Source organism: Bradyrhizobium sp. CCBAU 51765 (assembly GCF_015291725.1).
Classification (GTDB): Bacteria; Pseudomonadota; Alphaproteobacteria; order Rhizobiales; family Xanthobacteraceae; genus Bradyrhizobium; species Bradyrhizobium liaoningense.
Genome location: NZ_CP030038.1, coordinates 3,871,971 through 3,884,580 on the forward strand (window position 1 = coordinate 3,871,971; position 12,610 = coordinate 3,884,580).

11 protein-coding genes are annotated in these 12,610 nt (G+C 63.7%); 7 read left to right on the forward strand and 4 right to left on the reverse strand.

Annotated features, from left to right (window positions below):
* The first annotated feature begins 69 nt into the window (after positions 1 to 69).
* The 3 genes from proS to XH96_RS18620 all read left to right on the forward strand — a co-directional run bounded on the left by proS (position 70) and on the right by XH96_RS18620 (position 3,455).
* Positions 70 to 1,389 (forward strand): proline--tRNA ligase, encoded by a 1,320-nt coding sequence (gene proS, locus XH96_RS18610; RefSeq protein ID WP_194393724.1) that lies wholly within the window; start codon positions 70 to 72, stop codon positions 1,387 to 1,389.
* A 73-nt stretch (positions 1,390 to 1,462) separates the two neighbouring features.
* Positions 1,463 to 2,743, forward strand: coding sequence for a lipoprotein-releasing ABC transporter permease subunit (locus tag XH96_RS18615; RefSeq protein WP_131868183.1), 1,281 nt, complete (start codon positions 1,463 to 1,465; stop codon positions 2,741 to 2,743).
* Positions 2,744 to 2,750: 7 nt separating this feature from the next.
* Positions 2,751 to 3,455 (forward strand): ABC transporter ATP-binding protein, encoded by a 705-nt coding sequence (locus XH96_RS18620; RefSeq protein WP_028177652.1) that lies wholly within the window; start codon positions 2,751 to 2,753, stop codon positions 3,453 to 3,455.
* 94 nt (positions 3,456 to 3,549) lie between these two features.
* Here the strand turns inward: XH96_RS18620 and XH96_RS18625 are convergent, their stop codons facing one another.
* Positions 3,550 to 4,629, reverse strand: a complete 1,080-nt coding sequence (locus XH96_RS18625) for a zinc-binding alcohol dehydrogenase family protein (RefSeq protein ID WP_194393725.1) — start codon at positions 4,627 to 4,629, stop codon at positions 3,550 to 3,552.
* 108 nt (positions 4,630 to 4,737) lie between these two features.
* Between XH96_RS18625 and XH96_RS18630 the strand changes: the two genes are divergently transcribed.
* On the forward strand, positions 4,738 to 5,511 hold the full coding sequence (locus XH96_RS18630; protein ID WP_194393726.1) for a helix-turn-helix transcriptional regulator: 774 nt from the start codon (positions 4,738 to 4,740) through the stop codon (positions 5,509 to 5,511).
* A gap of 266 nt (positions 5,512 to 5,777) precedes the next feature.
* Complete coding sequence (locus tag XH96_RS18635) at positions 5,778 to 8,927, forward strand: GAF domain-containing protein (protein WP_194393727.1); 3,150 nt, start codon at positions 5,778 to 5,780, stop codon at positions 8,925 to 8,927.
* Positions 8,928 to 9,158: 231 nt separating this feature from the next.
* Here XH96_RS18635 and XH96_RS18640 read toward each other — a convergent pair whose 3' ends face one another.
* Complete coding sequence (locus XH96_RS18640) at positions 9,159 to 10,565, reverse strand: PLP-dependent aminotransferase family protein (RefSeq protein WP_194393728.1); 1,407 nt, start codon at positions 10,563 to 10,565, stop codon at positions 9,159 to 9,161.
* A gap of 117 nt (positions 10,566 to 10,682) precedes the next feature.
* Here XH96_RS18640 and XH96_RS18645 point away from each other — a divergent pair, with 117 nt between their 5' ends.
* Together XH96_RS18645 and XH96_RS18650 are read left to right on the forward strand one after the other, a co-directional pair.
* A complete protein-coding gene (locus XH96_RS18645) occupies positions 10,683 to 11,144 on the forward strand; it encodes a carboxymuconolactone decarboxylase family protein (RefSeq protein WP_194393729.1) in 462 nt (153 codons plus the stop codon).
* A gap of 42 nt (positions 11,145 to 11,186) precedes the next feature.
* Positions 11,187 to 11,825, forward strand: coding sequence for an HD domain-containing protein (locus XH96_RS18650; protein WP_194393730.1), 639 nt, complete (start codon positions 11,187 to 11,189; stop codon positions 11,823 to 11,825).
* Between the two features lie 54 nt (positions 11,826 to 11,879).
* Here the strand turns inward: XH96_RS18650 and XH96_RS18655 are convergent, their stop codons facing one another.
* Together XH96_RS18655 and XH96_RS18660 are read right to left on the reverse strand one after the other, a co-directional pair.
* Entirely contained in the window at positions 11,880 to 12,146 is a 267-nt protein-coding gene (locus tag XH96_RS18655; protein WP_194393731.1) for a DUF3551 domain-containing protein, read from the reverse strand.
* A gap of 1 nt (position 12,147) precedes the next feature.
* Entirely contained in the window at positions 12,148 to 12,456 is a 309-nt protein-coding gene (locus XH96_RS18660) for a DUF3551 domain-containing protein (protein ID WP_061879524.1), read from the reverse strand.
* Between the last annotated feature and the right edge of the window lie 154 nt (positions 12,457 to 12,610).

Consider the following 12,610-nt stretch of genomic DNA (forward strand, 5'->3'; position numbering starts at 1 on the left):
TCTCGGCCTTGTATTTTCGCTCTCAATCCGGTTTCACTGCGGACGATCACTGATTCCCAGAGTATTACCATGCGGTTGTCGCGGTTCTTTCTGCCCATCCTGAAGGAAAATCCGAAAGAGGCGGAGATCGTCTCGCATCGGCTGATGCTGCGCGCGGGCATGATCCGGCAGGAGGCGGCCGGCATCTATGCCTGGCTGCCGCTCGGCTTCCGTGTGCTGAAGAAGATCGAACAGATCGTGCGTGAGGAGCAGGACCGGTCTGGCGCGATCGAGGTCTTGATGCCGACCTTGCAGCTCGCCGATCTCTGGCGCGAGAGCGGCCGCTACGATGCCTACGGTCCGGAGATGTTGCGCATTGCCGACCGCCACAAGCGCGAGCTGCTGTACGGGCCGACCAACGAGGAAATGATCACCGAGATCTTCCGCGCCTACGTCAAGTCCTACAAGAACCTGCCGCTCAATCTCTATCATATCCAATGGAAATTCCGCGACGAGCAGCGTCCGCGTTTCGGCGTGATGCGCGGCCGCGAGTTCCTGATGAAGGACGCCTATTCGTTCGACCTCAACGAGGCCGCGGCGCGCGTCGCCTACAATAAGATGTTCGTGGCCTATTTGCGCACCTTCGCGCGGATGGGGCTGAAGGCGATCCCGATGCGCGCCGAGACCGGCCCGATCGGGGGCGACCTCAGCCACGAGTTCATCGTGCTCGCCGAAACCGGCGAATCCGGCGTCTTCATCAATCGCGACGTGCTGGACCTGCCGGTCCCGGGTGAGGATGTCGATTATGACGGCGACCTGACGCCGATCATCAAGCAATGGACCTCGGTCTATGCGGCGACGGAGGACGTTCACGACGCCGCGCGCTTCGAGCGGGAGGTGCCCGCGGACAAGCGGGTCAACACCCGCGGCATCGAGGTCGGGCAAATCTTCTATTTCGGCACCAAATATTCCGAGCCGATGAAGGCGCTGGTGGCGGGCCCCGACGGCGTCGACGTGCCGATCCACGGCGGTTCCTACGGGGTCGGCGTATCGCGCCTGTTAGGTGCCATCATCGAGGCCTGCCATGACGATGCCGGGATCAAATGGCCGGAGGCCGTCGCGCCGTTCCGCGTGTCGATCCTGAACCTCAAGCAGGGCGATGCGGCCGTCGATGCGGCCTGCGAGAAGCTCTATGCGGAGCTCACGGCCAAGGGCGTCGACGTGCTCTACGACGACACCGATCAGCGTGCCGGCGCCAAGTTCGCCGCCGCCGACCTGATCGGCATCCCCTGGCAGATCATGATCGGGCCGAAGGGGCTCGCCGACGGCAAGGTCGAGATCAAACGACGTAGCGACGGCGCGCGCGAGACCATGTCGCCTGCCGACGCTGTCGCCCGGCTGGTCGGCTGAATATTGTTCATCGCCCGAGATCGCGGCCGCCAATCCGGCCACAATTGACCCCGAATCATGGGATTATCGAGCGATGGATGAAACCATGACCGAAACCGTGCAAACTGCGCCTTTTGCGCCATTCGAGTGGATGCTGTCGGCGCGCTATCTGCGTGCGCGGCGCAAGGAGGGATTCATCTCGGTCATCGCCGGGTTCTCCTTTCTCGGCATCATGCTGGGCGTCGCGACGCTGATCATCGTGATGGCCGTGATGAACGGCTTCCGCAAAGAGCTGCTCGACAAGATCCTCGGCCTCAACGGCCACATCCTGGTGCAGCCGCTGGAATCGCCGCTGACCGACTGGAAGGACGTCGCCGAGCGCATCAGCCAGGTCGAGGGCATCCGCCTTGCGGCACCCGTCGTGGATGGTCAGGCGCTGGCGTCGTCGCCATGGAATGCCTCGGGCGTCCTGGTGCGGGGCATCCGCTCCGACGATCTCAACAACCTCACCTCGATCGCCAAGAACATCAAGCAGGGCTCGCTCGAAGGCTTCGACGACGGGCAGGGCGTCGCAATCGGCCGGCGCCTCGCCGACCAGCTTTCGCTGCATGCCGGTGACAGCATCACGCTGGTGGCGCCGAAAGGCGCGGTCACGCCGATGGGCACGACGCCGCGGATCAAGCCGTATAAGATCGTCGCCGTGTTCGAGATCGGCATGTCCGAATACGATCTCGGCTTCGTGTTCATGCCGCTGGCCGAGGCGCAGGCCTATTTCAACCGCAGCAACGACGTGACCTCGATCGAGGTGTTCACCACCAACCCCGACAGGATCGACGCCTTTCGCAAGGCGGTGACGGAGGCGGCGGGGCGGCCGGTGTTCCTGGTCGACTGGCGGCAGCGCAACTCGACCTTCTTCAACGCGCTCCAGGTCGAGCGCAACGTGATGTTCCTGATCCTGACGATGATCGTGCTTGTCGCCGCGCTCAACATCGTCTCCGGCCTGATCATGCTGGTGAAGGACAAGGGCAGCGACATCGCGATCCTGCGCACGATGGGCGCCTCGCAGGGCTCGATCATGCGCATCTTCCTGATCACGGGTGCCTCGATCGGCGTGGTCGGCACGCTGGTCGGCTTCTGCGTTGGCCTGGTGATCTGCCTCAACATCGAATCGATCCGGCAATTCCTGTCCTGGCTCACCAGCACCGAATTGTTCTCGCCGGAACTCTACTTCCTGTCGAAGCTGCCCGCTGAAATCGACGTCGGCGAGACCACGGCGGTGGTCGTCATGGCGCTGACGCTGTCGTTCCTGGCGACGCTCTATCCGTCGTGGCGTGCCGCGCGCCTCGATCCCGTCGAAGCGCTGCGGTACGAGTGAGGGGCTGATGGAGCAGCAGCAGGGGGCGGAAGATGTACCGGTCATTTATCTCCACGAGATAAAGCGGCAGTATCTGCAGGGCGAGGTGCCGCTGACGATCCTCGACGGCGCCAATCTGGCGCTGTGGGCAGGTCAGTCCGTCGCGCTGGTGGCACCGTCGGGCTCGGGCAAGTCGACGCTGCTGCATATAGCGGGGCTGCTCGAAGCGCCCGATTCCGGCGAGGTCTATGTCTCGGGCGCGCCGACCTCGCAGCTGCCCGACATCGAGCGTACGCAGCTTCGCCGCACCGACATCGGCTTCGTCTACCAGTCGCATCGGCTGCTGCCGGAGTTCTCGGCGCTCGAGAACGTCATGCTGCCGCAGATGATCCGCGGCCTGAAGAAGTCCGAGAGCGTCAAGCGCGCCAAGGAGATCCTGGGCTATCTCGGCCTGGGCGACCGCATCACCCACCGCCCGGCCGAGCTGTCCGGCGGCGAGCAGCAGCGTGTTGCGATCGCACGTGCGGTCGCCAACGCGCCGCGCGTGCTGTTCGCGGACGAGCCGACCGGCAATCTCGACCCGCACACGGCGGATCACGTGTTTCAGGCGCTGATGCAGCTGGTCAAGGCGACGCGGGTGTCGATGCTGATCGCGACCCACAACATGGAGCTCGCCGGCCGCATGGACCGGCGGGTCTCGCTGTCGAACGGCCAGGTGGTCGAGCTCGAATAGCAGAGCTGCGAAAACAACCCCATGCACAGTAGCCAAGTGCTTGGCGGGATTGGCGAAAAAAATCGACGACGACGCTTGGCCGTCGCCTGAGGGCTCAAGGTCTGATCACGGTCATTTTGAACGGTCCGCCATTGGCGGCGGCGTGTTCCACCGCTTCATTCGCGTGGTCGAGGTCGAAGGCCGTGGTCTCGTACGCGTCGAGCCTTAGCAGGCCCGCGCGCACCAGCGCGATCAGGCGGCTCGCCGCATCCGGCGGGTACATCCAGACGCCGTGGATGCTGATGCAGTTGCGCATGATCCAGGGGTAGGGCAGCTCGAGACCCGCGCCGCCCGCCATGCCGACGCCGCCCATCAGCACGACGCGGCCGTAAGCGCGCACCGTCATGACCGCCGCCCGCACGACGGTCGGGCTCACCGAAGGCGGCATGATGTCGAACACGCAGTCGATCGGGCCCGGCGCGGCGCGCCTCATGCTCTCGCGGTCGTCGTCCTCGTTACCGGTGAGCCTGACCGGCTTCACGCGGTCGCCGAAGCGACAGACGAGGTCGGTGAGGATCTTTTCGTTGCGGCCCGGCGCCACCACGCAGGCTGCGCCCATCGCCAGCGCAACGGATACCGCAGCGCTGCCGAAATTGCCGGTGGCGCCGCTCACCAGCACGGTCTCGCCAGGTTGAAGATCTGCGGCGAGGAAACCGCCATAGGGCACCAGCAGCGTGCCCAGCGCGCACCAGCGCGTCGCTTCCTCCGACGTGATCGCGCCGAGGCGTTTGACGTTCTCGGTCGGCAGGCGCATCTGCTTGGCGAAGGAGCCATGGCGAAAGTGCTTTTGCAGCAGCATGCCGCCGGGCCCGGCGGCGGTGAGGCCTTGCAGCGCGATATCGGGCGCAACGGAGTCATCGCGCGAGCGCACCGTCGGGTCGCAGAACACCCAGTCGCCGACGGCAAGTCTGGTCGCGTCCGGACCGATCGCGCGGACCCGGCCGATGCCGCCGGGGCCCGGCACGATCGGCAGGTCGAGCGCATAATTGCGCGTCCCGTCGAGGACCTCGTTCATGTAGGACAGCACGCGCGTGGCGATGACGTCGACGATCACCTCGCCGGTGCCGATGGTCGGGTCCGGAACGTCCTCGATCACGAGCGGCGATCCAAAGGATTTGAGCACGGCAGCTTTCATGATGTTCACCTCAAGGTCGGGTGACGCCCTATGCGCTGTCTTGGAGGGGACAGGAAGGCCTGGTATTATCCTAGTATTCCTTGGACCCTCCATTGCAGGACACGCGTCATGGCCGATCCACGCCGGGTTGAATTCGGGGACTTCCTGAGATCCCGCCGCGAAAAGCTGTCGCCGAAGACCGTCGGGCTTCCGATGGGCCGGCGCCGGCGTACCGCGGGGCTGCGCCGCGAGGAGGTCGCGCAGCTCGCCGGCATCGGCGTCGATTGGTACATCCGCCTCGAGCAGGGCCGCACGGTCAGCCCGTCCGTCACCACAATCGACGCACTCGCCCGCGCGCTGCGCCTCAGCAAGACCGAGCACGCGCACCTGAGGGCGCTGGCGCGCGACGGAGACAAGCGTCCGTTCACGCGCGAAATCGTGCCGCCGCCGATCCGGCGGATGATCGAGAGCCTGCACCAGCCGGCCTACATCACCGGCCGCCGCTGGGACGTGCTGGCCTGGAACGAGGCGGCCGAGGACGTCTTCGCCTTCGGGCGATTGCCGGAGCAGGATCGCAACACGCTGCTCCTCATGATGACCAACAAGCAGACGCGAAAATCCTACGGCGCCGGCTGGGCGGATGTCGCCAGGGCCATGGTGGCGATGTTTCGCGCGACCCACGACGTCTGGGCCGGCGATCCCGCCTTCACGGAGTTGCTCGCGCGACTGCGCCAGGGCAGTCCGGAATTCGTCAAATGGTGGGAGGCACACGATATCCGCAGCACCATCTCGGGCCGCAAGACCATGAACCATCCGACCAAAGGTGTGCTGCACTTCGAGCACACCAGCTTCCAGGCCAACGATGATCCCGCACTGAAGCTCGTGATCTATACGCCGGTGTAGGACGGAGGCTGATTCATAGAGCGTCTGTCTTCGAAACCATTCAGGCTTTCGAATGCGACCGCTGCAGATCTCGCTCCGAGCGCAATGAAGCGGCTTCAGCCGGATCCCAAGGGCCCGCGGAACCCAAGTGTCACCCGGAGGTTAATTGGTCGGTCAGTCGACATCGACGTCAGGTCGGGCTGACCCGATCGAATTGAACTGCGCAACGCGGAATACAGTTTCATCAGCCTATTGAGTGGAGGCAGAGAAGTGTCCGGGGAAGACCGATGACGACAGCGACCGGGCTGCTCTCGGCCGACCGTAATGCCGTCTTGGCCACCCTCGGCGACTACATTCGAGAAATCGGCAACCCCGACGATCTCGCCTATGCCGCGGCTGAGCTGCTCGGCCGCAGCCTCGATGTCAGCCGGGCAGGTTACGGCACCGTCGATACCTCAGCCGAGACCATCACGATCGCTCGCGACTGGAACGCTCCCGGGATCTCGAGCCTGGCCGGCGTGCTGCGCTTTCGCGACTATGGGAGCTATATCGAAGATTTGAAGCGCGGCGAAACGGTCGTCTGCGCCGACGCCGAGAAGGATCCTCGCGTCGGCGACCGTGCCCGTGCTCTCGAGGCGATCTCTGCACGTGCACTCGTCAACATGCCGATCTCCGAGCCCGACGGGGTTGTGGCGCTGTTGTACCTCAACAATGCCGCGCCGCGCGAATGGAGCCCTGAAGAGCTGGACCTCATCCGCGATGTTGCCGAGCGCACGCGCACCGCGGTCGAACGCCGCCGCGCGGAAACGGCCGTGCGCGAGAACGAAGCCCGGCTGCTCTTCCTGGACGCCCTCAACAAGGAGACGGCCAAGGTCCGCGATGCCGATGGCGTGATGGCGGTGACGACGAGGATGGTCGGTGAGCATCTCCGCGTTTCGAACTGCGCCTATGCCGACATGGATCCTGATCAGGACGGCTTCACCATACGCGGGGACTGGGCAGCCCCCGGTGCGATGCACATCCTGGGGCACTACAGCCTTGCCGACTTCGGCGTGAAGGCGGTGCGAGAGCTGAGCGCCGGCAGGCCCCTCGTCATCAACGACAATCTGAAGGAGATCGCGCCGGAGGAAGCCGCCGCTTTCCAGCGCATCGGCATAGGTTCGACCATTTGCATGCCCTTGGTGAAGGAAGGGCGGCTGACGGCCTTGATGGCGATACATCACCGGGGCCCGCATCTCTGGACGCCGCGAGAGCTTGCCTTGCTCACCGAGGTGACGGAGCGATCGTGGGCGCACATCGAGCGCGTCCGATCGGAGCAGGCAGCCCGGGAATCTGCCGAACGGCTGGTCCTCGCGAACAAGGCGGCCGGCATCGGCACCTGGGACTACGATCCGCTCAACGACATTCTCCGATGGGACAGCCGCTGCAAGGAGGTGTTCGGCCTGCCACCTGACGCCGATGTCAGCTATGAAGGATCATTCCTGAGGGGCATTCATCCCGAGGACCGGCAGCGCGCCCATGAGGCTGTATCGGCAGCCCTGAAGCCTCATTCTCCGGCAAGCTACAATATCGAATACCGGACCGTCGGTATCGAGGACGGCGTCGAGCGCTGGATCGCAGCAACTGGTCGCGCAATTTTTTCCGACGGCCAGGCTACCCGCTTCATCGGGACCGTGCTGGATATCTCCGCGCAAAAGAAAACGGAACGTCATCTCAGGATACTCAACGATACAGGGGCGTCGGTTGCCCACGAACGCGATCTCGATAAGATCGTTCAGATCGTGACTGATGCCGGCGTCGAGCTGACGGGCGCCCAATTCGGAGCCTTCTTCTACAACGTCCTGGCCGCGGACGGCGGCAGCTACATGCTGTACTCGCTGTCCGGCGTGCCTCGATCCGCGTTCGAAAAGTTCCCAATGCCGCGCAACACCCCCGTGTTCGAGCCGACGTTCAGGGGGACGGGCGTGGTGAGGTCCGACGACATTCTGCAGGACCCGCGCTATGGCAGGAATGCACCGCGCAAAGGCATGCCCGAGGGCCATCTTCCGGTTCGCTCCTACCTGGCGGTCCCCGTGATCTCGCGAAGCGGCGAAGTGCTCGGTGGGCTTTTCTTCGGTCACGCGGAGGTAGGTAAATTCCACGAAGAGCACGAGGCCGCATTGCTCGGCATTGCCGGTCATGCCGCGACGGCCATCGACAACGCTCGGCTCTTGACCAAGCTCGAGGCGCTCAATGCCGAGCTGGAGCAACGTGTCGCCGACGAGATCGGCGAGCGCATGAAGGCCGAGGAGCAATTGCGGCAATCGCAGAAGATGGAAGCCGTCGGGCAATTGACAGGAGGCATCGCCCACGACTTCAACAATATGCTGGCCGTGATACTGGGCAGCCTGAATCTTGCAAAGCGGCGGCTCAGCAAGGGAGAGGTCAGTGTTGACCGCTTCATCGAGGGTGCCATTGACGGCGCAAACCGCGCAGCCACCTTGACGCAAAGGCTGCTCGCGTTTTCGCGTCAGCAGCCTCTTGCGCCGGAGGTCCTGGACATCAACAGGATGGTCGGCGAGATGAGCGAGTTGCTCGAGCGATCGCTTGGCGAGCTGGTTCACCTCGAAACGGTCCTCGCTGCTGGTCTCTGGCGCGTCAAGGCCGATCCCGCCCAGGTGGAAAGCTCGGTCATCAATCTCGCGGTGAATGCGCGCGACGCGATGCCGAAGGGCGGCAGGCTGACGATCGAAACCAGCAACGCGTCGATAGATCGAAAATATGCCCGCGAATATGCACTGGCACCCGGGCAGTATGTTCTCATTGCGGTCACGGACAACGGCACGGGAATTCCGGCGGAGATGCTGGGAAAGGTCTTCGATCCGTTTTTCACGACCAAGGTCGTGGGCAAGGGCACCGGCCTTGGACTTAGTCAGGTCTACGGCTTCGTGCGTCAATCGGGCGGCCATGTCAAAATCTACTCGGAAGTCGACGTCGGCACGACCGTGAAGATCTACCTTCCACGTTTCATCGGCGAGGAGGCAATCCCGGACTCCTCGCGCGGGGTCATCCATCCCGGCGCAAGCCATCAGAACGAGACGATTCTCGTCGTGGAGGACGACGAGCGCGTCCGCAGCATCTCATCCGAAAGCCTGCGCGAGCTCGGCTATACCGTCATCGAAGCTGCGAGCGCGATGGAGGCGATCAGGACGATCGAAAACGGCACCGTTCCGGATCTGCTGTTTACGGATGTCGTCATGCCCGAGCTGACCGGCGCTGAACTCGCGGCACAGTTGTCGAAACGACATCCCGGCCTGAAGGTGTTGTTTACCACCGGCTACACGCGCAATGCGATCGTTCACAACGGGATGCTCGACGCCGGGAAGCATCTGTTGTCGAAGCCCTTTGCGATCGAAGACCTGGCCGCCAAAATTCGCAGTCTGCTCGACGAGTGTTGAGCGCGTCGTGTCATGCGCCCTTATTCGAGCACGCCGGCTTCCAGGCGGAATGGCTTTAGGTTGGATCGATCGCCGCGGGCCGTTCACCTCTCCCGCAAGCGGGAGAGGGAGTGCACCTCCGTCGTTGTAGCAATCAAGCTTCAGTCCATCACGTTTGCATGTCGTCTTCACAGACGGGCTTGTCCCGGCTTTCGCAAGAAGACCTTTGAGGGACACGCCGACGCGTATTGATCACGTCAGTCGATCGATGATCTGAAGGAGCCGATCGCAGGACGCCTCGATCTTCTTGGGAGGAGACATTGCGACGCCGAGCAACAGTCCTGGGCGCGCCGTGCCCTTCGACGCAGACCAGAGCGATAGCGGCGTAGGCGCGAGGCCAAGCGGTGCCGCTTCCCTGGCGATGGCCAGATCGGGTGCTCCCTCCGGCAAGCGCAGGATCGCCGCCAATCCGGCGATCGCAACGTTGGCAGTGCGCGGGCGCAGGTATTTCAGCAAACCATCGGCTTGCGCTGCGTAGACCCTTTTCGTGCGCCGAAGATGCCGCAGATAATGGCCGTCGCTGATGAAATCGGCCATCGCGAGCTGCACCGCGGGTCCAGGCGCCGGCGCGAGGCACGCCGCAACTTCGGCAAATCGCGATGCCAGAGCGGCCGGTGCAACGACAAAGCCCAGACGGAGGGCAGGAGTTACGGTCTTGCTGAAAGAGCCGATGTGAATGACGCGGCCGGCGCGGTCGAGCGAGGCGAGCGCCGGTGTCGCCCGGCCCTTGAGCTGAAGCTCGCTCAGATAGTCATCCTCGATCACCCACGCCTTGCTTCGCGTGGCCCAGTCGAGCAGGCGTGAGCGTCTTGCCAGCGACAATGTCGCTCCGAGCGGCGCCTGCTGCCCTGGCGTCACGACCACCAGTGCCGCATCAGGAGCATGCTTCAGGCCGAAATCGACATCGATGCCGTCGGCGTCAACGGGGATCGGCACGATCGATGTTCGCGCGAGCTTGAGGCCGTGCCGGGTGAAGGGAAAGCCCGGATCCTCCATCCAGGCCTTCTTCTGCTCGAGGCCGAGGACGCGGAGCGTCAGGCCAAGGCCGCCGCTGAAACCGCCGGTGATGATGATCTGGGAGGGCGCGCATTCGATCCCGCGCGCCAGCGCGAGGTAGGCCGCGATTTCGCGCCGCAACGCCGGCTCACCGCGCGGATCAGGATAGATCGCCGGTGCGCTCATCTCGATGCGGACCGCCTGCGCGCGTATCCGCGCCAGCAACGTCGCAGGAAGGGTCTCCTGCGCAGGCACGCCCATCTGGAAGATCGCCGGCCCGGCCGTGAGCTCCTGGTACATCTCCATGAACGAGCCTGGGGCCGGGGCCTTGTCCCGCCGCACCGGAAAGCGTGGCCGGTCCGCGACATGTGTTCCAGTCGCGCGCCTTGCGACGATCAGTTGGGCGGACGAGAGCTTTTCGTATGCGACCCGCACGGTGCCGCGCGCGACGCCGAGCTGGGCGGCCAGATCCTGCCAGGAAGGCAGGCGCGCGCCCGGGGCGAGCACGCCGCTCTCGATGGCGGCCTTGATTCCCTTGTGTATCTGCTCGGCCAACGGCGTCTTCGCAGATCGATCCAGTTCCAGGCGCAGCGGCTTGGTCATGCCTTCTTGGTACACGATTTTTGCGCATTCTTGGTACTTTTTTGTGGACCATAACAGGGACACCTAAGGGGGGGTAACGGGGAGTGTTCATCCCTCCGGTCATCAAGGAGCAAGCAGATGAGTGAACGTCTCGACTACAACCGCGTTGCACCGGCAGGCGCGAAGGCGCTGGGCGGTGTCTACGGCTACGTCATGCAGAGCGGGCTTCCCGTGACGCTGGTCACCCTGGTCTATCTCCGCGTGTCGCAGATCAACAACTGCGCCTATTGCCTCGACATGCATACGCGCGACCTGCTCAAGGCCGGCGTGAAGATCGAGAAGCTCGCGCTGGTCCAGGCGTGGGCGGAGGCCGGCAATCTCTTCGATGAACGCGAGCGCGCCGCCCTCGCATGGGCCGAGACGGTCACCCGCGTCGCCGAGACCAACGTTCCGGATGATGCCTATCGAGCCGCCCGCAGGGTCTTCAACGAGCGCGAGCTCGTCGATCTCACGATCGCGATCAGCCTGATGAATGCGTACAATCGCATGTCGATCAGCTTCCGGAAAACGCCGCAGGCCGTGCTCGAGAGTGCCGCCTGACCGCGAATGGCATCAGCCGAAACAGAAAGCAGGAGCCTGAAAATGACGAGCGTGATCTCCGGCGTCAAAGTTCCCGACAGTCAATTGGCGCGCGAGGCTGCCGAACTGGTGCGCAGCTACGAAGGCGAGATGTTGTTCAACCATTCGGTTCGCGTCTACATGTTCGGCGCGATCAAGGGGCTGCGTCAGAAGCTGAAGTTCGATCCCGAGCTGCTGTATGTCGCGGCGCTGTTTCACGACCTCGGTCTCGTCGATCACTACCACACCGAGACCAAGCGGTTCGAGGTCGACGGCGCCGACGCCGCGCGCGACTTTCTGCGGGCGCGCGGCATTGCCGAGCCGCAAGCCGACCTGGTGTGGGAAGCAATCGCGCTACACACCACCCCCGGCATTCCGCAATATATGAGGCCGGAGATCGCGCTCACCAACGCAGGCGTCCTGGTCGACGTCGTGGGCATTGGATATGACGAGTACACGCCGGAGCAGCGCGACCAGGTGATTTCCGCGTTCCCGCGCGGCGATTTCAAGAACGAGTTCCTGAAGGTGCAGACCTGCTCAGCGCTGAAGAAGCCGCAGACGACGTTCGGGACGGTCAACTTCGACTACATCGAATATCACGATCCGGGCTTCCGCAAGCCGAACGCGTGCTCGCGCATCCGCAACACGCCCTGGCTAAGCTGAGGGGATGCAACGGGCTCCGTCACGGGATGCCCGGCATCGGCCGAACGGCTTTGATCATCCGGCGCGAACGGCGGGGCGTCTCGGGCGGTGAGGGGCCGCCGGTTTGCTCGACGGAAAATACGGATTCACCACGCAACTCGCGGAGCGCCCGACGGCGAGATAGCGGCACTGCGCAAGCGATGCGTAGCTGCAGTCGAAATAGCCGACGGGGCCGTAGATCTGCATGCAGACCGGATAGCTCGGATCGTAGGTCTGTGCATGCGCAAGTCCGCCGGCCGAGAGCAGGGCGATCGCGATGAGCGCGAGGTGGACGCGGCGCATCTCAGCGCGGCAGGAAGTAGCCCGGCGTCTGTGCGCGCGGACGATTTTGATACGCGTATGGATCGTCGCTCTGTCCGACGAAATACGGATTGGCGATGCAGGTCAGCGCGCGACCGGATGCGCTCGCCTGACACTGCGCGTAGGTGTCGAACCTGCAATTGCTCAGTCCCGGCCATTCATCACCGGTGAGGCAGAATGGATGATTTTTGCCGAATGCGTGCGCCGGTGTGCTTGCACCTGATGCGAATGCAAATGTGACGAATGCGAGCGAAAATGTGGCGACAATAGGCAAGGGAACTCGACCGCGCATTTCGATTCTCCAATCACGCGAATGTGCGCGCGGCGTCGTTACGCGCACATGCAGCTTATGTCCTCTAGTCGACATTGGAACTCGTGAAAACACTTGTTTCATAGGGTTTCCGCACACCCGCTGATAAACATTCGTTAACGAGCGAGGTCCTTTC